The organism is Halorubrum salsamenti, assembly GCF_007671685.1.
GTDB classification, from domain to species: domain Archaea; phylum Halobacteriota; class Halobacteria; order Halobacteriales; family Haloferacaceae; genus Halorubrum; species Halorubrum salsamenti.
Genome location: NZ_VCNL01000007.1, coordinates 1 through 23,161, shown reverse-complemented (window position 1 = coordinate 23,161; position 23,161 = coordinate 1). Strand labels below are relative to the sequence as shown.

The following is a 23,161-nucleotide window of genomic DNA, read 5'->3' as shown; positions in this document are numbered from 1 at the left end:
TAACGGAGGAAGCCGCATAACTGTGTCTTCTTCGACAAGGGTCGCCAGACGATTTAGATCGATCGCGAAGCGGGGCGATGCCCGGTGAATTTCGATCGACTGATCGCTGAGCGGGGCGAAGCAAGAAAGGGGAGAGGGTCTGACTACTCGTCGGAGATGCCCCACGCGTCGGGCATCTCGATGACGTACCGGCCGTCCTCCTGGAGCGAGATGATGTACTCCTGTCGGTCGTACAGCTCCATCAGGTTGAGCTCGTACTTCCCGGGGCTCACGATTCGGATGCTCTCGAACTGCTCGTTGAGCTCGTCTCGGAGATCGTCGATATCGGGGCGTGGACCCTCTGGATCGCCCGACGAATCGGGATCGGAACCGGTCGGTGAATCGCTCTCGACATCTCGGCTCGCCTGATCGAGTTCGTCGGGCGAGACGACATCCGAACGCGCGCTCGCTTGCGCGATATCTTCTTGGGTCCGGTCACGGATGTGTTCTGAGTCCGTCTTCTGGGCGTCCGGTGTCTTGGATTCTTGGGCCTGGGCGTTCGGCGTCTGAGCCTCGGGCGGTTGGGAGTCGGGTCGTGGGGACTCGGAATCGGGAGTATCGGTAACGGAGCCGGCACTCTCGTCGGTCGTCTCACCGGCGTCAGTCGTCTCACCGGCGTCAGTCGTCTCACCGGCGTCAGTCGTCTCATCGGCGTCGATCGTCTCACCTGCGGGCTTGAACTGGAACTTGTTCCCGCCGCAGTCCGGACACCCGGAGAGCATCTCCTTGGAGCCGTCGGGAAACGTCCGACCGCAGGTGGTACACTGGTGTGGCATTTACTTGCGAGAGACGAGCGTACTGATGAGGTTCTCGTCTTTGTGCAGGGTCTCGATCTGGTTGGCCGGACCGATGACGGTGAGCTTCTGGGTCGACTTGCGGCCCATCAGCTTGTCGAGGAAGCTCTGATCGCCCGCCTCCGCCTTCGGGTACGTCTCGATCTCGATGCCGGTGAAGTCGTCGGGGCTGATCTCGGTCATCGTCACCTCGATGAGCTTCGACTCCTCGTCCGGAGAGAGCCCCTCTTCGAGGATGACGATGTTGCCGTCGCGAACCCCGTCAAGGATGAGACGGATCTTCTCCATCCCGGTGAGACCGTCCATCCGAGCTCCGCTTATCATGTCGATCCGGACCCCGTCGTCGGAGTCGTCTGAGGGGGCGTCGTCGCCGTCGACGTTAGGGGTTGGGCCCGGCATTAGCCGAAGTACTCCGCGATCTTCGTGTACACTTCGTCCATGTTTTCGCCCTCCAGCGCGGACAGCGGAATCGTCTCGTGTTGCGGGAAGGCGTTCGCGATCTGCTGGACGTCCGACCCGGGGAGGTCCGTCTTGTTCGCGAGGATGAGCGCGGGGAGATCCTGCGACTCGATGATCCCGATGAGCATGGTGTTCACCTGCGTGAACGGGTCAGTCGTGGAGTCGAGTACGTAGATGACGCCGTCGACGTCCTCGCGGAGCCAATGCATCGCCTCCGCGACGCCCTCGGTCGCCTCGCGCGACCGGCGGATCGCGTCGTCTTTCTCCATGTCGTGGTCGAGGAACTCCTTGTAGTCGACCTTCGTCGTCACGCCCGGCGTGTCGACGATGTCAATAGTGACCTTGCGTCCGTTGCGCTCGATCTCCACGTTCTCCTTCCGGCGTGCCCGGCGGGTTTCGTGTGGAATGTGGCTCTCCGGCCCGACGGCGTCACCCGTCCAGTCGCGTGCGATCCGATTCGCGAGGGTCGTCTTTCCGGCGTTCGGCGGTCCGTAGATCCCGATCCGCTTGGGTTCGTCGGCCGCGAACAGCCCGTCGGTGACCCGTGATATGCTGTCTTTAAGATTCGTGAGCAGTCCCATCCTGACCTCCAGTCCTGTGTTCTCTCCCAGACACGTTGTGCGGTGTGGTAACGCTCGATACCGCAGATCCAGCGTGTGTTCGGGGAATTAAGGTAGAATCCACGCCCCTCTCACTTAAGAACTGCGTCAGACACACCCGATCTGGTGATATTCGGGTCGTGCGGTTGTTGACGCCTGCGATATCAGCCGTTTGTTTATTTGATCTTATTTATATATTCTTAGCGATCGGGATGTGGTACCGAAGGTCGAAGTTGAGAGCTGGGGTCTCGAACAGTTCGATACGCGCTCACGCATTTGATACTCTTACTCATTCTCTAGTCCTCTCTAGTCCTCTCTACTCGTTCTCTGAACTCTCCTTGTGCTCCGCTCTCTCCGTGGCCGCTCTCCTTTCGCCACATCTACTCACCCCCCCACCCCTTCGTTTCGACTGGAGACTGGTGTCGGTGTGGGGGTGGAGGTGGGAAATAGCAACTCGGGGGGTTAAACTCTACACTACTCCCTTTACTATATCTAATAACATTAATAAAATAAACAGAGATGGATTGTCGAGGGCACTGTTTAACAGACATTATAATAAAACCAACGATATAAAATACCCGCCCTCCCACCCCCTCCCCCACCAAATTCGAGTTCCACCCGAAACGAAGGGGTGGGGGGGTCAAGGGTGAGAGTCAAAGGTGGGGTCGAAAGGAACCGAGAGGTCAAGAGATGACGGATCGACAGTATCACCAAACAACCAACGTTAGTGGCTGACACCGACACCGAATCGGCGTGTGTCCGAAGCCGGCTCTGTGCGACTCCGGGGCCGTTCTGGACCACCTTCAAGACAAGATGTCGATCACGGGGGATAGACCGGGTCCCTCTCACACGTTCGACTCGGGAGACGGCACCTCCGTTTCCGTCCAACCGTTCTCATCAGCTATCGTCCCGGTACTTATCGTTTCGATCGGGTCTCACTTGCCGTCCTCTCGATCAGCCGCTGTGATTTCGCCGCCGATTTCGCCGCCGATTTCGCCGTCGATCACGAACGGACCGGTCCGTTTCGGGTCCGGAGAGTAACGCTTTTGTTCCCCCTCTTCATCTGCTTCGACTGCATCAACTGGACGTATTCGACTTCGACCTCAGTCGAATATCGATGTTTCAGGCCGGAATACGACACCTGTCGTTGTTGTGCGGGAGACTTCCACCTGAAACAGGGGGGTTCCAATGGACGAAGGAGAGAACACACCGCAGACCGGTGAATCGGAAGACGACAGCGGGATCGCCGGGGATCTGTCCGGAGCTGACGACGCTGACGAAACTGACGAAACCGACGCTGATCTCGACGATCCGCCATCGACCGACTCATCGTCGCCATCCGATCGCTCGGCATCTCGATCGGACTCGGCGGAGTCAGACCCGGTAGAGTCGGACTCGGGCACGAACTCGCAGTCGAAACCCGCTACTGACGTTTCGACAGACATCGACGATGTTTCGACGGACCTCGATGTCGGAAGCGGGGGACGAGACCGATCCTCTCCCGATGTCGACTTCGATGGTGTCGTCCTCGACGACGACGACGACGACAATCAGGGCCTGTTCGACGACCTGCTCTCCGGTGAGCCGATATTCGAGAACAAGGAGGTCCTCCGTCCGTCCTACACCCCTCACGAGCTTCCTCACCGCAACGACCAGATCAACCGAATGGCAACGATCCTCGTCTCCGCGCTGCGCGGGGAAACTCCCTCTAACATCCTCATCTACGGCAAGACGGGGACGGGAAAGACGGCCTCCGCGAAGTTCGTCTCGCAGGAACTCGAGTCCACCTCACAGAAGTACGACGTGCCCTGCGAGGTCGAGTACATCAACTGCGAGGTGACGGACACGCAGTACCGTGTCCTCGCACAGCTCGCGAACACCTTCATCGAACAGAATCAAGCGGTCATCGCGGACCAGCTTGACCGATGTCGTGAGCTCCGCTCCGCCGCGGTCGACGATCCGGCAGCCCTCACCGACACCGAGTTCGCGACCGTCGACGAGCTCGACGGTCGGATCGACGAGCTCGAGGCCGACGCCGACGAGATGGAGGAGGTCCCTATGACCGGTTGGCCCACCGACCGGGTTTACTCGACCTTCTTCGAGGCGGTCGACTACCACGAGCGCGTGGTCGTGATCATGCTCGACGAGATCGACAAGCTCGTCGAGAAGAGCGGGGACGACACCCTCTATAACCTCTCGCGGATGAATTCGGAGCTCAACAGGTCTCGGATCTCGATCATGGGGATCTCGAACGACCTGAAGTTCACCGACTTCCTCGACCCTCGCGTCAAGTCTAGCCTCGGCGAGGAGGAGATCGTCTTCCCACCCTACGACGCGAATCAGCTCCGCGACATCCTCCAGCACCGCGCTGACATTGCGTTCAAACAAGACGCGCTCACCGACGACGTGATCCCCCTCTGTGCGGCGTTCGCCGCACAGGAACACGGGGACGCCCGTCGCGCGCTCGATCTCCTCCGCACTGCGGGCGAACTCGCCGAGCGCTCGCAGGCCGAGATCGTCGCCGAGAAACACGTCCGGCAGGCGCAGGACAAGATCGAGCTCGACCGCGTCGTCGAGGTCGTCCGGACCCTTCCGACCCAGAGCAAGATCGTCCTGTTCGCGGTCATCCTCTTGGAGAAGAACGGCGTCCACAACATCAACACCGGCGAGGTGTTCAACATCTACAAGCGCCTCTGCGAGGAGATCGACGCCGACGTGCTCACCCAGCGCCGCGTCACCGACCTCATCAGCGAGCTCGATATGCTCGGGATCGTCAACGCGGTCGTCGTTTCGAAGGGACGCTACGGTCGCACCAAGGAGATGGGCCTGTCGGTCCCCGTCGAGGAGACCGAAGCCGTCCTGCTGTCCGACTCCCGGCTCGGCGACATCGAGAACGCGCAGCCGTTCGTTCAGGCTCGGTTCGACAACTGACGACTCCATCGGCTGATTCTTCGACTGTCCGAATCTCTCGGTTGGATCTCCGATTTTTCAAGCGATCGCGTCTGCGAATGTGTCTCCACCTGAAACGGTGGGATTCGGGCCAGAACCGTCCCTCCGGTTGATCTCCCCGACTCCGATCCATCCCGTCCGAACCGCGACGTTCGTCGCTAACACGTCGCCCGGCTCTGCCTGTCCGGTCGCGATCAACCGCACGTAGCCGAGGTACGGGACGCGGACCCGCGCGACCCCGGTCACCCAGTCGGCCTTGACCGGCGCGGCGAGACCGTTCGCCTGATCGTATGCGCCGTTGTTGTCGCCGAGCGTGATGAACCCGTCGTGAGGTGCGGGACAGTGGTTGAGTTCGCCGCAGTCGGCGGCGCTGTGGTACCGATCGTCGGCGCGATCGTACCAGTTCTCGCCCTCTTCCACGTGAAACATCGCGCGGTGGATGATCGGCGAAGCCGTCCGTCCGGGCGGCCGGTAGATCACCACCGATCCGTAGGACCCGAACGTCCGGTAGTCGGCGGTCTCGCCGGCTTCGTGAGTCACAACGCCGATGTCGTTGTCGGCGGCATCAGGCGCGATCCGTCCCGGTTCCGTGACGAAGACGAGGTCGCCGACCTCCATGTTCGGTTCCATGCTCCCGGACTCGACCGCGACCATCGGCGGCCACACGCCGCTGACGCCGAACAGGATCAACCCGATCACGAGCACGATGCCGACGCTGGAGAGCATCTCTCGGATCCACATCAACGGCCCTTCCCTGTCGTGGCGGAACCGGTACAGAACCCCCTCGTCGGAAGCGCGCGGATCTCGGCTCGTTTCAGCTTCTCGTCGGCTCGTTTCAGCTTCTCGCCGGCCCGTTTCGGCTCTTGGTCGGTCCGCCTCGGTCCCGTCCCGTCCCGTTTCGGCTCCAAACCGGCCAGCTTCGCTCCGATCTCCGGCGACTCGCTCCCTCTCGTCACTCGACTCGCCATCTCTCTCGGACACCATCCCGTCGCCGTCGTTTTCGTCGTCGCCGGGAGTGACCCTACTGCCGACGGGATCTCCGCTCCCGGTATCGCTGTCCGCCGACCCGGTCTCCCGGTCGGGTTCGTCGCCGTCGCCCGACCGATCCCCTTCGTCCATTACGTTCGCGTTGACGGGTTTCGGTCATAAGCTTCCGGGTCCCGGTCTCCGCGGTCGCGGTCGATCCCGGGAACCGACGGGGTCCGGAACCGTTTTGAGCCGCGCTCCCATCTCGGATGTCGTGCCGCTGGAGTCGAACGCCAGGATCGCAAAGGAGCTCGCCAGACACGGATACAACGCCGAACGCGAAGCGATCACCCTCCTAGCGAGCGCGTCCGACTCCGCCGTTGCCGTCGAATCGGTCGTCGATCACGCTCCGGACGATACCCTCCGTATCACCTCCGACCACGTCCGCGCCGTCACGAACGACCACCCCGTTTCCGACACCGATACGAACGCCTCCGGTGGCGACGCCACCGATTCCGGCTCCCGTTCGACCCACGAATCGCCTCCAACCCGAAATAGCGACGAATCGGCTTCTGCGGCCTCGACGACCCAATCTCCAGTCGAAATGGAGGGGTCTTCTTCAGACCGCGGATCCGACTCCGACAACACCGCCGACAGCGCCCCCCATCACGACCCCGATCTGCGGGAGTTAGCGGTCGGCAACGACATGACCGGCCGGAGCACCGGGACCGGAGAGTATGCCGATTTCGTTCGGACGTTTCGCGACCGTTACGAGCGGCTTTCGAAGGTGCTCCGCGGCCGCGTCAACCACCGCCCCGCCGAGGCGATCGCGGAGATGCCCGGCGGGAGCGACGCCGCGATGATCGGGCTCGTCAACGACGTCCGGTCCACCAAGTCCGGCCACTGGCTCGTCGAACTGGAGGACACGACCGGGACGTTCCCGGCGCTGATCATGAAGGACAAGGGGCTCGCCGACCTCGTCGACGAGATCCTGATGGACGAGTGTCTCGCTGTCGAGGGGACGCTCGCCGACGACTCCGGTATCCTCTTCGCCGACTCCCTCCACTTCCCCGACGTTCCTCGGACCCACCGGACCGGGGCGGCCGACCGCCACGTGCAGGCCGCGCTGATCTCCGACGTTCACGTCGGCAGCGACGAGTTCATGGCCGACGCGTGGAGCCGGTTCACCGACTGGCTCCACACGCCCGAGGCCGAGCCGATCGAGTACCTGCTGCTCGCCGGCGACATGGTCGAGGGCGTCGGCGTCTACCCCGACCAGGACGAGGAGCTGGAGATCGTCGACATCTACGAACAGTACGAGGTGTTCGCGGAGCACCTCAAGGAGGTGCCGGCGGACACGGAGATCGTGATGATCCCGGGCAACCACGACGCGGTCCGGCTCGCGGAACCGCAGCCCGGGTTCAACGACGAGATCCGCTCGATCATGGACGTCCACGACGCGCAGATCGTCTCTAACCCGGCGACCGTCACCGTCGAGGGCGTCGACGTGTTGATGTACCACGGCGTCTCGCTCGACGAGGTGATCGCGGAGCTCCCCGAGGAGAAGGCGAGCTACGACGAGCCACACAAGGCGATGTACCAGCTGTTGAAGAAGCGCCACGTCGCGCCGCAGTTCGGCGGCCACACCCGCGTCGCGCCGGAGGAGCGCGACTACCTCGTCATCGAGGACGTGCCCGACGTGTTCCACACCGGACACGTCCACAAGCTCGGCTGGGGGAAGTACCACAACGTCCTCGCCGTCAACTCCGGCTGCTGGCAGGCTCAGACCGACTTCCAGAAGTCCGTCAACATCGACCCCGACGCCGGCTACGCGCCGATTCTCGATCTGGACACCCTCGAGATGACCGTCAGGAAGTTCGCGTAGCGCCCCGACTTTCACCGACCTCCCGCGATACGCCCGACGGTTGAAGTACGATTCCGCCGCCAGTCCCGCCGTGACCTGACCGTCGCCCGCGGCGCACTGGGCGGGAGCGCGACGCACCGCCGCGGGCAACCGGACCCAACCCGAAGCCGCGCGTCGCCTGTTCGCCATCGACGCCCTCGCCATCGACCGCCAATACAGATCGACTACCGGTCGATTTCGACCCGACCGCTTGTGGCGCTGTTGAGTCGCTCCACGAGTGCCTCCGCTTCGGCCACGGGAACCCGAAGCGCGAACCGCACGCGCTCGTCGTAGTCGGCGTCGAACTCGACGCCCGACGATTCGATCACGCCCCGAACGGTCCCCGAGTCGTCGTACGCTGTCTCCACGACCAGCCGCCGGTGGGGCTGCTCCTCGATCACGCCCGCCTCGTCTACTCCCTCTTTCACCGCCCGCGAGTAGGCGCGCGCGAGCCCGCCGACGCCGAGGTTCGTCCCCCCGTAGTACCGGGTCACCACCGCGACGACGTTCCGGATCTCGCGCTGTTGGAGCACGTTGAGGGCCGGCTTCCCCGCTGAGCCGGTCGGCTCCCCGTCGTCGGAGGAGTACTCTCGGAGCATGACTTCGCTACCAGGCGTCCGGGCAGAGGCTTCGCCCGCGGGTACCCGGTACGCCGGCACGTTGTGGGTCGCGTCGTCGTACTCGGCCCGGACGCGATCGACGAACTCCTCGGCCGCCTCTACGGTGTCCGCCGGCGAGACGTGCCCGAGGAACTCCGAGCCCTGCACCTCGAACGTCGCCGTCGCGGACTCCTCGACCGTCAGGTAGGTCTCGGTCATGCGCGCGCGTCTCGGTCTTCGGTCGTTTCGCCGTCGCTCTCGGTCTCCTTCCGTCGATCGACCACGACGCTCGTCGGCGGCGCGAGCCGGTACAGCGCGAGGAACGCGACGACGCCGACGACCTCTGCGCCTTTCCCGACGATCGCCAGCGGATCGATCGCGAGCGCGGCCGCCGTCTCGCTCCCGTGCCACCCCGCGTAGCCGACGAGGAACGCGGCGAGGGTCCCGGCGCCCAGCGCGTACAGCCGTCGGAACTCCTCCGCGCGCAGCGTCGCGACTGCGATCGCGACGGTGAACACGCCACCGAGCAGGAACACGTAGGGACGCGCGTCCGCGGGTTCGACGAGCCGCGGCCACGCCCACAGGAAGTGGACGGTCGCGCTCAGCGCCGCGGTCTGTGCGGCCACTGCCCGGAGGAGGCGCTTTCGCGTCGTATCGCGCCCGGCGTACGAGCGGTCCGCATCGCTCTCGGTCGCCCTCATCGATTCACTCCCACGGGCGGTTCCCCGGCGCGTCGGGCCACAGCGGGTACCAGTAGGATTCGTCGTCCTCGAGCCCGAGCTCCCCGTCGAGGACGGACTGGAGCTTGAACTCGACCTGCTGGTTCCGGTCGCTCGTCCCCTTCGGGGAGAACGGGTAGTACGCGCCGCGCCGGAACGAGTAGATCCAGTAGGCGTCGGTGCCGTCCCGCTCGAAGCCGAAGACGGCCGCAAGCAGGCGGGAGCCGAACCCCTCTTCGATGAACTGGTCGGCCGCGAAGTGGACGCTCGTCACCAGGTCTTCCGGATCGTCGTCCTCCAGCACGAACCACTGGTAGCCGTGGTCGTCCTCGTGTCGATGGAACCCGGTTCCGGTGTCGATCTCGCCGGCCTCCAAGATGGCCTCGACGGTCTCGACCGCGTCGTCGAACCGGGTGCTGTCGACGCCGGAGAAGCACAGCGCGGCCTCCCCGCAGTGGTCGTAGCCGAGGTCGGCCTCCATCGTCATGTACGCGGTCGACATCCCGAAGAGGTCCTCGGGGTCGGCCTCGCGGGTCGCGTCCGTCTCGGCGCTCGTTCCGAGCACGGCGCGGATCGTGTCGAAGATGCCCATTTATAGGCACGGCTAGGCGGCGCGGGGTTTTGGGGTTTCCGTCGTGACTGCAGCAGCCCCCGCGTTGTCGGCGCTACTCCTCAGACCCCTCCTCGACCCGATCGAGATACGTCAACACGCCACGGGAGTTCAGGCTCGCGTCGGCCCTCGCGCGCTCCGGGTTCCAGAACTCCACCTCCCGGCTCGTCTCCTCGAAGTGCTCGACGACGGCCTCGTCGTCGCCGAGCGCCTCGCGTTTCTCTCGGACGGCTTCGACCCACTCGACGTACGCCCGTTTCGCCTCGCCGATCAGCGACGGCTCGTACTCGCGCGGGCCGAAGTGGCCGAAACAGAGGTACTCCGGGTCGATCTCCTCGATGGTCGAGAGGTCTCTGAGACACTGGTCGAGATCGAACTGCGGCGGCGGCGACGTGGGACGGACCCTGTCGACCTCCGGGACGTAGATCCCGGCGGCGTCGGCGGTGAAGACGACGTCGGCGTCGGGCTCGTGATAGAACGCGTGATGCGGGGCGTGTCCGGGCGCCTCGTGGACGACAAGTTCGCGGTCACCCAGATCGATCCGGTCGCCCTCGGCGAGTCCAGCGATGCGGTCCTCGGGGACGGGCACGGGCTCGTCGTAGTACTGCCACTGATCCTGCACGGCGGACTTCGTGCCGGCGACGAGCGCCCCCGGATCGACGAGGTGCCGGACTCCCTTCTCGGGGAGACGGACCTCGGCGTTCGGATAGCGTTCCGCGAGGTGGCCCGCGCCGCCCGCGTGGTCGAGATGGGCGTGCGTCGGGAGGATCCACGCCAGCTCCTCGCGGCCGATCCCGATATCGTCTATCGTCTCGAACAGCGACTCGCGCTTCGCCCCCGTCCCGGTGTCGATCACGATCGGTCGCTCGGCGTCGTACACGTACACGGCCCCGTACTCGTCGGTGTCGTACATCCCGGTGTCGTGAACGTACAGGTCCGGCACCCCGCGAACCGCCTCGAACTCGCCTGCGTGCATGTGGTCACGACTCACGCGCGACGCCTTTTAACGATCGGTCGGGACGAAGTGGTTCGAGGGATCCGCCGCGACCGCAGCCACTCGCCGCGACCGACCGTATCGGCGTGGCGGACCCTTATGGTCGCCCCGTCCGTGGGATCCGTATGCGCGTGCTCGTTACCGGCGCCACGGGATTCGTCGGCAGTCGGCTCATCCCGGCGCTCCTCGACCGGGGCCACGAGGCGGTCGCGCTCGTCCGCGACGCCGACGGCTACGTCCCGCCCGCGGGGGTTCGCGTCGTCGAGGGCGACCTCCTCGAACCCGACACCCTACCGCCCGCGTTCGAGGTCGACGGCGACCCCGTCGACGCCGCCTACTACCTCGTCCACTCGATGGACGGCGGTCCGGGTTACGAGGAGCGGGACCGCAACTGCGCCCGGAACTTCGTCGAGGCGGCGTCGGCCGCGGCCACCGACCGGATCATCTATCTCGGCGGACTCGGCGAGGACCGCGAGGACCTCTCCGAACACCTCAGGTCCCGCCGCGAGGTCGAACGGATCCTCGGCACCGGCGACCCCGCGCTCACGACGCTGCGGGCGGCGATCATCGTCGGCGCCGGCAGCGCGAGCTTCGAGGTGATTCACGGGCTCGCGAGCCGACTTCCGGTGATGACCACGCCGAAGTGGGTCGACACCCTCTGTCAGCCGATCGCGATCGACGACGTGGTCGGGTATCTCGTCGGGACGGTCGAAGCGCCGGCGACCGCCGGCGACACCTTCGAGATCGGCGGCCCGAACGTGTTGACGTACGCGGAGATCCTCCGGAGAACCCGCAGCCAACTCGGTCACAAACTGTGGATAATCCGGGTTCCGGTCCTGAGCCCGGAGCTGTCGGCGAAGTGGCTTCGGCTCGTGACCGACGTGAACCCCTACCTCGCCCGGTCGCTCGTCGAGGGGCTCCGCAACACCGTGATCGTCGAGGACGACCGGATCCGCGACCTCGTGCCGATCGACCAGACGCCGTTCGAGGTCGCGGTCGCGCGGGCGATCGACGAGATGGATCGGTTGGAGGGGCCGCGGTCGTGAGCCGCAACTACGGCGAGACGTGGGTGTACGAGAGCCTCGTCGGCGGCATTCCCGGACTCGGGATCTCTCGGACGCTCGCGGTCGCGATCCAGTTCGTCCTGTTCGAGGTCGGCGTGGTGGCGCTCGGCTGGTACTACGGACTGTGGGACGCGGTCCTCGCCGGAACCGTCGCCGTCGCGGTGGCGGCCGTCGGCAGCGTCGAGATGCACCGCCTCGGTGCGATCAACCGCCGGCTCCCGACGCCGGCGGCGCACAAGCGCCTGCTGTTCGGATCGAGCATCGAAATCGTCCTCGGCGTGCTGGCGTTCATCGCTCTGGTCACGTACATGATCGCGTGGGACGGCTCGCTGATCTATCGGCTGTTCGGTTCGAACCCGCCGATCCCGGTCGTCTACCTCACGCTGTTGATCCTCTGGGACCTCACCTACCGGATCGGCACCTCGTGGTGGAGCGCGGTCATCGCGCTGTGGCGCGCGGTCCACGTGGACCTCCCTCCGGCGGCGACATCCCGCGTCAGGCGGCTCGACGCGGAGAACATCGCGTTCTCGGCGGTCCAACTGGCGCTCGTCCCGTTCCTGCTTGAGGAACCGGCCCTGCTCGGGGCGGTCGTCGGACACGTTCTCGCGGTCGCGATCGTCTGTTCCGCGGCGATCGCCCTGTCTTGAGAGCGGTATCGTCGCGGCTCAACGACGACTGTCGATCTGGTTCACGAGACCAATCGGATCGGAGAAGAAGGGGACGAGCAGCCGGTTCACTTATCCTGCAGCTCTTGGAACTTGTCGAGGAGTGCCTCCGTGGAGTCGCCCGAATCGTACGTGAGCGATCCGGAGTACTCCGGCCGCTCGGCGTCGAAGTCGGCGTCGACTTCGCTGGTCTTCTTCTCGCGACGCTCGTGTTCGGCCTCGTCATAGGCACCCATTGACATGGTACACTCTAGCTTGGAATCTATCAGTATTATATGTGTCGGTGAAACATCCGATATTCGAGACGGTTGGCGGATGATAACGGCGGGGATCTGCCCGGCGACACGGTCGTGGCGATGTCTGATCCACCGGAACCAATTAACCCCGCCGTGCGGTAGCACCGCCGTGGCACAACCCCTCCGATTCAGGCGCGCGCCCGGCGACTGGAGCGCCGATCGCGTCCGCTCGCAGCTCGAACGCCCCCTCGACGACAACCTCGGGGCGACCGCGAGCGACCCGTGGTTCGCCTCGCCCCCCGGCTACGAGGCCCGACGGTTCGACATGGACGACGGCTCGTTCGCGCTGTTCTGCTGGACGGACGGCGACGACGACCCGCCGGACGGCGCCGACGGCGGCCCGGTCGGGTACTGGGTCGGCAACACTGAGACACCGAGCCAGCTCTGGCGGACGGACAAGTACGGGTTCGACGAGGTCCCCTACCCGGTCGCCCGGTGGGTCCAGCGGGAACTGCTCGCGGGGCTTCACGACGACGAGCCGTGGCTCGCGGCGTATCCGCACGTCTCGTGGTTCTTCCTCCCGGTGTTCTGCTCGAAGGACGGCGCCGAGACGACGCGGGCGTTCTTCCGCGACCACGCGGCCGGGTTCCCGAACGCGACCCGCGAGGAAGGGACCGGGTTCGTCGAGGAGACGCTCCGCCCGGGAACGCTCGACGACCACCGCGAGGTGATGGCGGGGAAGCTCGGGACTTCGGCGTCGCTCGATCTGGTCCGGATGAGCGCCGCGATCGCGGAGTTCACGGCGGCCCGGATCCTGACCGAGGCCGGCTACGAGGTGACTCCCGAGATCGAGGTGACGACGGGTCACTCGCTCGATTACCGCGCGACGGACCCGGACACCGGGGCGGCCTCGCTGGTCGAGGTGACGCGCCCGCAACCCGTCTCCGGGCGCTCCGCGAGCGACCCCGTCGCAGCGGTTCGCGACACGGCCGAGACGAAGACGAGCGGACAGCTAGAGGCTCACGGCGGCGGCGTCACCCTCTTCGTGGACTGCACCTCCTTTCCCGCGGACGACTGGGAGGCCGTCCGCGAGGCGCGACCGGAGGTCCGACACAGGCCGGCGGTCGTCCTCCGTGCGCGCCCGAACGGGCACGTCGAAGGGTACCGGAAAGGGTCGGTGCCGCTCGATCTGTCCGCCGCGATCGACTGGGTCTAACCGACCGGTAACGGGCCGCCACGAAGATCTCTCGGCGTTTTCATCGCACGACACTCCGACAGGCGCGCCGCTGTCGGGCTGAGCCGCTCGTAAAACGAGGTGTCGTCTCCGCCGCTCGTTCAGAACGAGACCGGCGACGGTCCGTCGTCGGCGTCGGTCGTCGGGTCGCGGTCCGAGTAGAACCGCCGACCGACTCCGCGATGGCAGACGCCCGCGCGGAGCGTGGTGAACACGTCCTCCACGTTGTCGAACGTCTGGTCACCGAACCGCTCCAGCACGTCTCCGAGACGCTCGGAGCCGTCGGCGAGCTCTACGGTCGCGTTCCCGTGGGCCGCGATCAGTTCTTCCGAGGTCGTCGGATATTGGTGCCGTTCGAGTCGGTCGTCGACGCCGTTCAAGCGCATCAACTACTGCGAGCCGCCGATGATCCTTAATGATTGTCCATGTATAACCTTAATCCGGAGAATCACATTTTATTTCCTTATATTGTCGGTTGTTATCATGATCGACGACGACCAACCGCCGGTCGGCCAACCGCCTTTCGACCAACCGCCGCTCGACCGCCGACGCTTAGTGCGCCGTCGCCGAACGACCGACATGGACACGGACCGGATCGTCGCCGACCTCCACGCGCACACGACGGTCTCCGACGGCACTATGACGGCCGACGAGCTCGTCGACGTCGCCCGCGAGGCCGGCCTCGATTGGGTCGCGATCACCGACCACGATCGCGTGCACCCGGACGTGGGCGCGCCGGTCGTCGAGCGCGACGGGGTCCGGGTCGTTCGCGGGATCGAACTCCGCGTCGACGCCGGCTTCGAGCGGCTCGACCTCCTCGGCTACGGGGTCGAACACACCGACGCGCTCGACGACGAGATAGAGCGGCTCCAGACCGACCGCGAGCAACGCGGGGCCGCGATCCTCGACGCGGTCGAGGACCGACTCGGGGTCGATCTCGACGTCGAGCCCCGTCCCGGACTCGGGCGCCCGCACATCGCCCGCGCGATCGACGAGTCGCCGGCGCCGTACGACTACGCGGGCGCCTTCGACGAGCTGATCGGGAACGACGGTCCCTGCTACGTCGCGCGCGAGGTGACGGAACTGGAGCGCGGCGCCGAACTGCTTCGGGACGCCTGCGCGGTCGTCGGGCTCGCGCATCCCTTCCGGTACGACGACGTGGACGCCGCCCTCGACGTGGCCCGCGATCTGGACGCGGTGGAGCGGTTCTATCCCTACGAGCGGGCGGTCGACGACGCGCGAGTCGAACGGGTGGCCGCCGAGAGCGATCTCCTGCTGACGGGCGGCACCGACGCGCACGAGCGCACTCTCGCCGAGGCGGGGCTGACGGCGGCGGCGTTCGAGCCGATCCGAGAGCGACTGCCGGAGCCCGATCCCGACCTCCGCCCCGACGCGCCCTAACGGGTCGAGGTTCCCGACCTTCCCGATCGACGAACAAGGTTAAGCCCGATGGCCACTGAGTGTGACGTATGCGGTGTCACTACTGCGAACGGGAGGCCACCTACGAGGCCGAGCAGAGCGGCGTGGTCGTCGGGCTCTGCGAGGAGCACTTCAAGGCGCGCGTCGAGGAGCTCGCCGAGTCCGACGAGCTCGCCTCGCTCCGCGACAAGATCGACATCGAATCGTCCGAGTAGCCGTCGACCGGAACGGACTGTCGATCCCCTCGTCCCCCCTTATTCGCCGATTTGCCCGTTCGCCGCGGACGGATCATAGAAGGCGCCCCGGAGCCAACGCTCGGGCATGCACCCAACGGACCGGCCGCGGCGGCTCCGCACCGACGGCGTCCGCCCGCTCGTCAGCGAGACGTCGCTGTCGGCGTCGGACCTCGTCGCGCCCGTCTTCGTCGACGCGACGACCGACGAGCGCGTGCCGATCGAGACGATGCCGGGCCACCAGCGAGTCCCCGTGAGCGAGGCGGTCGCCCGCGTCGAGGAGGTCCGCGAGACCGGCGTCGAGGCGGTCATCGTCTTCGGGATCCCGGAGTCGAAGGACTCTGAAGGCACCCGCGCGTACGCCGAGGACGGCGTCGTCCAGCGCGCGATCAGCCGGATCACCGCCGAGACCGACGCCTACGTGATCGGCGACGTCTGCCTCTGTGAGTACACCGACCACGGCCACTGCGGCGTGATCGAGGAGTCGGCGGAGACGGACCCGACGCTCACGGTGAAAAACGACGAGACGCTGGAGCTGCTCGCCGAGACCGCCGTCTCGCAGGCGGACGCGGGCGCGGACATGGTGGCCCCCTCCGCGATGACGGACGGACAGGTGCGGGCGATCCGCGAGGCGCTCGACGACGCGGGCCACGAGGAGGTGGCGCTGATGAGCTACGCCGTCAAGTACGAGTCCGCCTTCTACGGGCCCTTCCGCGACGCGGCCGACGGCGCGCCCGCGTTCGGCGACCGCCGGCACTACCAGATGGACCCCGCGAACCGCCGCGAGGCGCTCCGCGAGGCCCGGATCGACGCCGAGGAGGGCGCGGACGTGCTGATGGTGAAGCCCGGCCTCCCCTACCTCGACATCGTCGGCGACCTCCGACGGGAGTTCGACCACCCGATCGCCGCGTACAACGTCTCCGGCGAGTACGCGATGTTGCACGCGGCCGCGGAGAAGGGCTGGCTCGACTTGGAGGAGACCGCTCACGAGTCGCTGCTGTCGCTCAAGCGCGCGGGCGCGGACCTGATCGTCACGTACTTCGCCGAGGACCTGGCCGAGCGCTTATAAGTCGGCGCGGGTGGTGATCGGCGCTCTTGCTAATTAGTCACTTCGGCGCGCCCCGGTGAGCGGCTCGGAGGGCCGCGAACAGCGAGGGGCCTTCGGTCCCTCTGTCAGCCGGCGCGTCGCGCCGGCGACGCCGGTGCGAGGGACGCGGCGAACGCGAGCGGCGAAGCCGTGAGCCGCGAGGCTGGGGAGGCGTGAGGCTGCGGTTGCGGTTGCGGTGCGGGGCGGGACTCAAAGGGGCAGCCGCGAGGGCGACGCTTGACGACGCAAGCACCGCAGGAACGAGCGGAGCGAGTGACGAGGAGCGCAGCGAGTCACACGAGCCGTCGCGGCTGGGGCTTTGGAGGCCTTCACCGCGGAGCAGTCGATCACGTACTGCCGAGCGGCTGGGGCTTTGGCGGTATTCGCCGTCGATCCGGTGTCAACGATTTATAAGCAAGCGGCTGGGTCTTTGGAGGCAATTACCGTCAAGTCCTATCAGACCATCTGCTCGCCGTCGTCGTCGTACACCTCGATGGCGTCGACCGGGCAGACCCGCGCCGCGAACTTCGCGTCGAACTCCTCGCCGTCGGGCACGTCGACTACGAACACGTCCTCCTCCTCTTCTTCGCTTCCCCGCAGGTCGGCCTTCCCGTCGTTCAGGTTCTTCTCGAAGGCGTCCCACTCGGCGACGCACTGGTACATCCCGACGCAGGTGTCGCGGTCGAACTTCACGTGCATGCCTTCGGGTTTGACGACGCGGTACAAAGCGCTGGCGACGGCTTACTGTGGATCGACTGAACCGGGTGACTGATCGGTTGCGGGTCGATACGATCGCTGACGAGATGTCGTCTAGTAAATGACTCTCTCCGAGGTCCCGGCCGCTCGCTTATAAATAGTTGCCGACGGATCGACGGTGACGACTTGCAAAGCCCCAGCCGGGAGGACGGCGCACGCTCGCTGCGCGCCTCACTCGGTCGCTCACGTTGTTCGCTCCCTCGTTGCGGTGCTTACATCGCCTGTGCCGTCCTCTCGGCTGCCCCTTTGAGTCCCACCGACCGCACCGCAACCGCACCTCACACCTCCCCAACCTCGCGGCTCACGGCTCGCGTTCGCCGCGTCCCTCGCGCGGCGCTCCTCGCGGCCTGTCGGCCACTCGGAGGCGCGCGCCAACCGCGATCGCCGAGATCGAACGCCGTCGCTTGGCGCTCCGTCCGCCGTCGCCTCGTGTCGACCGTCCTTTTTAAGCGTCGCAGGCACCCATCGCCGCGTATGACCACGGTCTGGCTCGTCGACCGACAGTTCGACTCGAAGGGGCTCGTGCGGCTCACCTACGCCACGGAGGACGGCGAGCGCATGCACACGAAGGAACTGGCCGAACAGCGGCTCGTCACTGGCGACGGGATCACCGCCGGCCGCGACGTCGACGAGAGCGCGCTCGGTGAGAGCCCGGCCGACGAGGTCGAGCGGTTCGCCGCGGAAGCGTCGAAGATGGCCGCCGAGCACGACCTCGACGACGTGGTGTGAGTTCCGAGGCGGACGACGCGGCGTAGCGCGCGCCCCACACAACCGAGGCCGTTAAGGGGGAACCGGGGGAACGTGAGCGTGAAATGCCCAGTGGTGAGTACGACCCCGACACCGTCGAGCCGCGGTGGCAGCGGCGATGGGTCGACGAGGAGACGTACGCCTACCCCGACGACGACCCGGTCGACCCGAACACCGTCTTCTCCATCGACACGCCCCCGCCGACGGTATCGGGGAGCCTCCACATGGGCCACCTGTACGGCTTCACCCTTCAGGACTTCGTCGCGCGCTTCGAGCGCATGAACGGCGGGGAGACGTTCTTCCCGTTCGGCTACGACGACAACGGGATCGCCTCCGAGCGGCTCACCGAGGACGAGCTCGACATCCGCCATCAGGACTTCGAGCGCCGCGAGTTCCAGGCGAAATGCCGCGAGGTCTGCGCGCAGTACGAGGAGCAGTTCACCGAGAACGTCCAGTCGCTCGGCGTCTCCGTCGACTGGGACCACACGTACCAGACCATCGAGCCGCGCGTCCAGCGCGTCTCCCAGCTGTCGTTCGTCGACCTGTACGAGCAGGGCCGCGAGTACCGCGAGAAGGCGCCCGCGATCTGGTGTCCCGAGTGCGAGACCGCCATCTCGCAGGTCGAGACCGAGGACGACGAGCAGGCCAGCCACTTCAACGACATCGCGTTCCCGGTCGCTTCCGACGACGACGAGGAGTTCGTCATCTCGACGACCCGCCCGGAGCTCCTCCCGGCCTGCGTCGCCGTCTTCGTCCACCCAGACGACGACGAGAACCAACACTTGGTCGGCGAGTCCGCCGAGGTCCCGCTGTTCGGCCACGAGGTCCCGATCATCGCCGACGAGCGCGTCGACATGGAGACCGGCTCCGGCATCGTGATGTGCTGTACGTTCGGCGACCAGAACGACATCGAGTGGTACCAGGTCCACGACCTGGACCTCCGGGTCGCCATCGACGAGTCCGGTCACATGACCGACGTCGCCGAGGAGTACGAGGGACTGCACTCCTCGGCGGCCGGCGAGGCCATCGTCGAGGACCTCGACGACGCGGGCGCGCTGCTCGACCGGCGCGACATCACCCATACCGTCAACGTCCACGAGCGCTGCGGGACGAGCGTCGAGTTCCTCGTCACCGAGCAGTGGTACATCGAGATGCTCGACAAGACCGACGAGTATCTCGAGATCGGTCGGGAGATGGAGTGGTCCCCGGACAAGATGTTCAGCCGGTACGAACACTGGGTCGAGGGGCTGCAGTGGGACTGGCTCATCTCCCGGCAACGCTCTTCCGGCATCCCGTTCCCCGTGTGGTACTGCGAGGGCTGCGGCGAGGTCGTCGTCGCCGAGAAGGCCGACCTCCCCGTCGACCCGCTTTCGGACGATCCGCCGGTCGACGCGTGCCCCGAGTGCGGCCACGACGAGTTCGAACCGGAAAACGACGTGCTCGACACGTGGGCCACCTCTAGCCTGACGCCGCTCATCAACGCCGGTTGGGACTGGGACGGGGAGGCCGAGGAGTTCACCATGGAGCACCCGGAGCTGTACCGGTTCGACCTCCGCCCGCAGGGCCACGACATCATCAGCTTCTGGCTGTTCCACACGCTCGTCAAGTGCTACGAGCACACCGGCGAGGTCCCGTTCGAGGAGACGATGATCAACGGGCACGTCCTCGACGAGAACCGCGAGAAGATGTCGAAGTCCGTCGGCAACGTCGTCGAGCCCGAGACCGTGCTCGAGGAGTTCCCGGTCGACGCCACGCGCTACTGGGCCGCCGGCACCGCCGTCGGCGACGACTTCCCGTTCAAGGAGAAGGACCTCCGCGCGGGCGAGAAGCTGATCCGCAAGCTGTGGAACGCCTCCAAGCTCGTCGAGTCGCTCGCGCCGGAGCCGTACCCGGACGAGCCCGACGACGAAGACCTCCGGGAGCTCGACCGCTGGCTGCTCGCCGAGCTCGACGGCGAGATCGAGCGGCTCACCGGGCTGTTCGAGGACCGCGCGTTCTCGAAGGCCCGCGACGAGCTCCGGAGCTTCTTCTGGAACACGTTCTGTGACGACTACCTCGAGATCGCCAAACAGCGCGAGGACGAGGCCGCGGCGTACACGCTCCGGACCGCCCACCGGCGGTTCCTGAAGCTGTTCGCCCCGCTTCTCGCCCACGTCACCGAGGAGCTGTGGCACGACATGTACGCCGACGGGGCGAGCGACCCCGACGCGGTCGACGCCGCCGTCGCCGACGGCGCGCGTGACTCGATCCACCTCGCCGACTGGCCCGAGCCGCTCGGGATCGACGCCGACCGGGACGCGGGCACGGCCGCCACCGCCGTCGTCGGCGTCCTCCGGAAGTACAAAAGCGAGAGCCAACTCCCGCTCAACGCCGAGCTGGACGCGGTCGAGGTGTACGCCGACGTCCGCGGGTTCGAGGACGACATCACGGGCGTGATGCACGTCGCCGACCTCACCGTCAACCCCGACGAGGACGCTCCGGTCGAAACGGTCGTCACCGGGATCGACCTCGACTACGCGACGGTCGGCCCGAAGTACGGCGACCGGGTCGGGGATATCGAGGCGGCGATTGCGCAGGGCGAGTACGAGATCGACGGCGACGAGCTTCACCTCGCGGGCATCACGCTCGTCGACGAGGAGTTCGCGGTTGAGGAAGAGCGACAGTACCAGGGCGACGGCGAGCTGTTGGAGGCGGACGACGTGGTCGTCATCGTCCGCAACGAAGCGTAGAACGTCGTTTCGGCGCAGTCCGGCTACAGATCCGCGCCGACGGCGGCCTCGACCGAGTCGAAGCCGTCGCGATCGAGCAGATCGAGGATTCCTTCGTTGATGTCATGCGCGATGCCGGGTCCCTCATAGACGAGCCCCGTGTACAACTGCACGACGGACGCGCCCGCCCGGATCTTCTCGTAGGCGCCTTTCGCGTCCGAGATCCCCCCGACGCCGATCACCGGAACGTCGGTGCGTTCGGCGACGAACCGGATCCGCTCCGTGGCGATCGACTCTATCGGCTTTCCCGAGAGCCCGCCGCGCTCGGCTTGCTGGGGACTTTTCAGGGAGTTCGGCCGAGAGGTCGTGGTGTTGGTCGCGATGACACCGTCGAGGCCGAGATCGTCGACGACTCCGAGCGCGTCCTCGACGGCCGGCTCCGGGAGATCCGGGGACAGCTTCACCAGGAGGGGTTCGGCACCAGCATCCGCGAGGGCGCCGAGAATCTCCTCTAACGCCGCGCGGTTCTGGAGCTCACGGAGCCCGGGCGTGTTCGGACTCGAAACGTTGACGACGAAGTAGTCGCCCGCGTCCGCGACGCGTTCGTAGGTGTACTGGTAATCGTCGGGAGCCTCCTCGAGGGGCGTCGACTTCGATTTCCCGATGTTGATCCCGACCGGAACCGCCGGTAGCGGCTCTCTGTCGAGCCGTTCGCCGACGACGTCGGCTCCCTCGTTGTTGAATCCCATTCGGTTTATCAGAGCTTCGTCCTCGCGCAGTCGAAACAGTCGCGGTCGCGGGTTCCCCGGCTGTCGCTCGGCGGTGACGCCGCCGACCTCGACGTGACCGAACCCCAGCGCGGCGAGGCCGCGCGGAACCTCCGCATTCTTGTCGAACCCGGCCGCGACGCCCACAGGGTTCGGAAACTCATTCCCGAACGCCTCGACGCGCAGCCGGGGGTCGTCCACGACGAACCGGTCGCGGAGGAGATCTGCCACCGGTGTCGTCTGTGTCGCCCGTAACAGCCGGTGTGTCAGCCTGTGTGCAGTCTCTGGCGGAACTCCGAACAGCGCCGGCTTTAACAGATCGTAGGCGCCCATCGTTTCGGTCTCGTCACGGACAGGCATCAATCCGCCGACCGCCGCCGCTAGGGATCCTCGCGCGCAGCACGATTATCTCTACGTCTCTGCTCGGTCTTCGGAAAGAAAGTGCGACAGACATACGCCCGTCTCAGAAGTCGTGTTCGAGGTCTTCGGGACTGGAGTCGGCCTTCTGGATGATTATCTTCCCGTCTCGGACCCGAACGAACACTTCGTCGCCGATCTCCATCCCGGCGACGGCGAGCTCGTCTTCGTGGAGGTTCACGTGGACGTTGTGGTACTCCCCCTCGTCGTCCTTGGCGCCACTGGGGCTAAGCTTCTTTTTACGAACCATCGCGGTTGTACTGGTCGGACTTCGCCATAGCAGACACATAAGTGTTGTTTACCCGAATAGGCCCCGCGGTGCCGTTTCTGTGGTATCGCTCGCGGCGTATCGAGACCGATCGAGTCCCCGTTTTGAACCTCTCACCGTCGTTTCGATCGCTGACCGCGTTCGGATTCTCTCGATGAGTGACCGAAATCGCTAGCCCGTGTAGAGTTAATATAAAAATGTTTTGCAGCTCAGCTTTCATTTCCCCGATATATTTATTACAGACTGTGTGTTGGGTTCGCACGGAGGATAAACCATGGTACGTGAAGACGGTAAGCGAAACTTTGCCCTTCGAGAGGAAGACGGATCGGAACCGAGCGAGTTCTCCGGCAACATGCCTCGTCAGGCCGCGCTCAAGGCCGCCCGCACGCTTGAGCCCGCGCCTTCCGAAGAGGAGGCGGAGCGAGTTACGCTCCGGCTCCGCGAGAAGGGGACGCAGAAGGTTCACGAGTACGAGGGATGGGCTTGGAAGGACAGTGCCCCCGAGGTCGACGAGGCCGACGACGAGTTCTGGCTCAACGATCTCGACGACATCACAAAGGCGAACGTCTCGAAACAGGGGATCGAGTACATCGACGACGAATAGCCTTCGAGGCCAGACCAGTTTTTCGCCGTGTCCGCCCGCGTAGCTATCCGCTCGTTCACACTTCCCCGGCATGAAACCGCATGACGTGGCGCCGTTAGTTCGACGGGGTTAAATATAACCCGGCCATCGTGACTAATGCGAAGAACGCACCTGCGAACTCGGGCCGTTCAACTCGGCCCGGTTTCGCTGGACTTGGAACGCTTCGATGGGTTTATGACCCCTCGAAGAAAACAATCAAGTCCGCGAAGATGAGGATTTCGCCCCCTGCGCTCCGGCGTAAGAGGAAATCTGATGTGAGCCGTGGTAGTTCGGTGTCATCCAGGTC

Annotated in this window: 24 protein-coding genes; 11 read left to right on the top strand and 13 right to left on the bottom strand. The window is 65.7% G+C overall.

Going from position 1 to position 23,161, the window contains the following annotated elements; translation table 11 throughout:
• Positions 1 to 143: 143 nt before the first annotated feature.
• Genes FGL94_RS15600 through FGL94_RS15590 form a run of 3 tightly spaced genes read right to left on the bottom strand, consistent with a single transcriptional unit; the run spans position 144 to position 1,873 of the window.
• Complete coding sequence (locus FGL94_RS15600; protein WP_144927404.1) at positions 144 to 815, bottom strand: OapC/ArvC family zinc-ribbon domain-containing protein; 672 nt, start codon at positions 813 to 815, stop codon at positions 144 to 146.
• On the bottom strand, positions 816 to 1,232 hold the full coding sequence (locus tag FGL94_RS15595) for a DUF2073 domain-containing protein (protein ID WP_144927401.1): 417 nt from the start codon (positions 1,230 to 1,232) through the stop codon (positions 816 to 818). It lies immediately after the preceding gene.
• Positions 1,232 to 1,873 (bottom strand): Era-like GTP-binding protein, encoded by a 642-nt coding sequence (locus FGL94_RS15590; RefSeq protein ID WP_144927398.1) that lies wholly within the window; start codon positions 1,871 to 1,873, stop codon positions 1,232 to 1,234. Before FGL94_RS15590 ends, FGL94_RS15595 begins: the two co-directional genes overlap by 1 nt.
• 1,206 nt (positions 1,874 to 3,079) lie before the next feature.
• Here FGL94_RS15590 and FGL94_RS15585 point away from each other — a divergent pair.
• The gene (locus tag FGL94_RS15585; protein WP_144927395.1) at positions 3,080 to 4,822 is read left to right on the top strand and encodes a Cdc6/Cdc18 family protein; all 1,743 of its coding nucleotides are present in this window, start codon (positions 3,080 to 3,082) and stop codon (positions 4,820 to 4,822) included.
• Positions 4,823 to 4,879: 57 nt separating this feature from the next.
• Here the strand turns inward: FGL94_RS15585 and FGL94_RS15580 are convergent, their stop codons facing one another.
• Positions 4,880 to 5,959, bottom strand: coding sequence for a S24/S26 family peptidase (locus FGL94_RS15580; RefSeq protein ID WP_144927392.1), 1,080 nt, complete (start codon positions 5,957 to 5,959; stop codon positions 4,880 to 4,882).
• 121 nt (positions 5,960 to 6,080) lie between these two features.
• Between FGL94_RS15580 and FGL94_RS15575 the strand changes: the two genes are divergently transcribed.
• Positions 6,081 to 7,691 carry a DNA-directed DNA polymerase II small subunit gene (locus FGL94_RS15575; RefSeq protein WP_144927389.1) on the top strand — a complete coding sequence of 537 codons (1,611 nt, stop codon included), beginning with the start codon at positions 6,081 to 6,083 and terminating at the stop codon, positions 7,689 to 7,691.
• A 203-nt stretch (positions 7,692 to 7,894) separates the two neighbouring features.
• Here FGL94_RS15575 and FGL94_RS15570 read toward each other — a convergent pair whose 3' ends face one another.
• The 4 genes from FGL94_RS15570 to FGL94_RS15555 form a co-directional block, all read right to left on the bottom strand.
• Positions 7,895 to 8,527 (bottom strand): IMPACT family protein, encoded by a 633-nt coding sequence (locus FGL94_RS15570; protein WP_144927386.1) that lies wholly within the window; start codon positions 8,525 to 8,527, stop codon positions 7,895 to 7,897.
• Entirely contained in the window at positions 8,524 to 9,009 is a 486-nt protein-coding gene (locus FGL94_RS15565) for a hypothetical protein (RefSeq protein ID WP_144927383.1), read from the bottom strand. Before FGL94_RS15565 ends, FGL94_RS15570 begins: the two co-directional genes overlap by 4 nt.
• A gap of 4 nt (positions 9,010 to 9,013) precedes the next feature.
• Positions 9,014 to 9,619, bottom strand: a complete 606-nt coding sequence (gene pspAB / locus FGL94_RS15560) for a PspA-associated protein PspAB (protein ID WP_144927380.1) — start codon at positions 9,617 to 9,619, stop codon at positions 9,014 to 9,016.
• A gap of 73 nt (positions 9,620 to 9,692) precedes the next feature.
• A complete protein-coding gene (locus tag FGL94_RS15555; protein ID WP_144927377.1) occupies positions 9,693 to 10,613 on the bottom strand; it encodes an MBL fold metallo-hydrolase in 921 nt (306 codons plus the stop codon).
• Positions 10,614 to 10,756: 143 nt separating this feature from the next.
• On the opposite strand from FGL94_RS15555, the gene FGL94_RS15550 reads away from it, so the two are divergent.
• Both FGL94_RS15550 and FGL94_RS15545 read left to right on the top strand, forming a co-directional pair.
• A complete protein-coding gene (locus FGL94_RS15550; protein WP_144927375.1) occupies positions 10,757 to 11,677 on the top strand; it encodes an NAD(P)H-binding protein in 921 nt (306 codons plus the stop codon).
• Positions 11,674 to 12,342, top strand: coding sequence for a DUF7530 family protein (locus tag FGL94_RS15545; RefSeq protein WP_144927372.1), 669 nt, complete (start codon positions 11,674 to 11,676; stop codon positions 12,340 to 12,342). Before FGL94_RS15550 ends, FGL94_RS15545 begins: the two co-directional genes overlap by 4 nt.
• Positions 12,343 to 12,428: 86 nt before the next feature.
• On the opposite strand, the gene FGL94_RS18440 is transcribed toward FGL94_RS15545, so the two are convergent.
• The gene (locus FGL94_RS18440) at positions 12,429 to 12,596 is read right to left on the bottom strand and encodes a DUF5786 family protein (RefSeq protein ID WP_186313433.1); all 168 of its coding nucleotides are present in this window, start codon (positions 12,594 to 12,596) and stop codon (positions 12,429 to 12,431) included.
• 169 nt (positions 12,597 to 12,765) lie between these two features.
• Here FGL94_RS18440 and FGL94_RS15540 point away from each other — a divergent pair, with 169 nt between their 5' ends.
• Positions 12,766 to 13,812 carry a DUF5784 family protein gene (locus FGL94_RS15540; protein ID WP_144927369.1) on the top strand — a complete coding sequence of 349 codons (1,047 nt, stop codon included), beginning with the start codon at positions 12,766 to 12,768 and terminating at the stop codon, positions 13,810 to 13,812.
• Between the two features lie 119 nt (positions 13,813 to 13,931).
• On the opposite strand, the gene FGL94_RS15535 is transcribed toward FGL94_RS15540, so the two are convergent.
• Positions 13,932 to 14,216, bottom strand: coding sequence for a DUF5789 family protein (locus tag FGL94_RS15535; protein ID WP_144927366.1), 285 nt, complete (start codon positions 14,214 to 14,216; stop codon positions 13,932 to 13,934).
• A gap of 193 nt (positions 14,217 to 14,409) precedes the next feature.
• On the opposite strand from FGL94_RS15535, the gene FGL94_RS15530 reads away from it, so the two are divergent.
• From FGL94_RS15530 to hemB, 3 genes are all read left to right on the top strand, one after another.
• Positions 14,410 to 15,231: a PHP domain-containing protein gene (locus tag FGL94_RS15530; RefSeq protein WP_144927625.1), complete on the top strand. Its 822-nt coding sequence runs from the start codon at positions 14,410 to 14,412 to the stop codon at positions 15,229 to 15,231.
• 68 nt (positions 15,232 to 15,299) lie between these two features.
• Positions 15,300 to 15,464: a DUF6757 family protein gene (locus tag FGL94_RS18435; protein WP_008005682.1), complete on the top strand. Its 165-nt coding sequence runs from the start codon at positions 15,300 to 15,302 to the stop codon at positions 15,462 to 15,464.
• Positions 15,465 to 15,570: 106 nt separating this feature from the next.
• Complete coding sequence (gene hemB / locus FGL94_RS15525) at positions 15,571 to 16,551, top strand: porphobilinogen synthase (protein ID WP_144927362.1); 981 nt, start codon at positions 15,571 to 15,573, stop codon at positions 16,549 to 16,551.
• 474 nt (positions 16,552 to 17,025) lie between these two features.
• On the opposite strand, the gene FGL94_RS15520 is transcribed toward hemB, so the two are convergent.
• Positions 17,026 to 17,268 (bottom strand): ferredoxin, encoded by a 243-nt coding sequence (locus FGL94_RS15520; RefSeq protein ID WP_144927359.1) that lies wholly within the window; start codon positions 17,266 to 17,268, stop codon positions 17,026 to 17,028.
• A 531-nt stretch (positions 17,269 to 17,799) separates the two neighbouring features.
• On the opposite strand from FGL94_RS15520, the gene FGL94_RS15515 reads away from it, so the two are divergent.
• Together FGL94_RS15515 and FGL94_RS15510 are read left to right on the top strand one after the other, a co-directional pair.
• Complete coding sequence (locus FGL94_RS15515) at positions 17,800 to 18,054, top strand: hypothetical protein (protein ID WP_144927356.1); 255 nt, start codon at positions 17,800 to 17,802, stop codon at positions 18,052 to 18,054.
• An 83-nt stretch (positions 18,055 to 18,137) separates the two neighbouring features.
• Positions 18,138 to 20,801, top strand: a complete 2,664-nt coding sequence (locus FGL94_RS15510) for a valine--tRNA ligase (RefSeq protein ID WP_144927353.1) — start codon at positions 18,138 to 18,140, stop codon at positions 20,799 to 20,801.
• Between the two features lie 23 nt (positions 20,802 to 20,824).
• Here FGL94_RS15510 and FGL94_RS15505 read toward each other — a convergent pair whose 3' ends face one another.
• Positions 20,825 to 21,880 carry a quinone-dependent dihydroorotate dehydrogenase gene (locus FGL94_RS15505; protein ID WP_144927622.1) on the bottom strand — a complete coding sequence of 352 codons (1,056 nt, stop codon included), beginning with the start codon at positions 21,878 to 21,880 and terminating at the stop codon, positions 20,825 to 20,827.
• Between the two features lie 130 nt (positions 21,881 to 22,010).
• Complete coding sequence (locus FGL94_RS15500) at positions 22,011 to 22,214, bottom strand: AbrB/MazE/SpoVT family DNA-binding domain-containing protein (RefSeq protein ID WP_004048031.1); 204 nt, start codon at positions 22,212 to 22,214, stop codon at positions 22,011 to 22,013.
• Between the two features lie 292 nt (positions 22,215 to 22,506).
• Between FGL94_RS15500 and FGL94_RS15495 the strand changes: the two genes are divergently transcribed.
• A complete protein-coding gene (locus FGL94_RS15495) occupies positions 22,507 to 22,836 on the top strand; it encodes a non-histone chromosomal MC1 family protein (RefSeq protein WP_144927350.1) in 330 nt (109 codons plus the stop codon).
• The last annotated feature ends 325 nt before the right edge of the window (positions 22,837 to 23,161 follow it).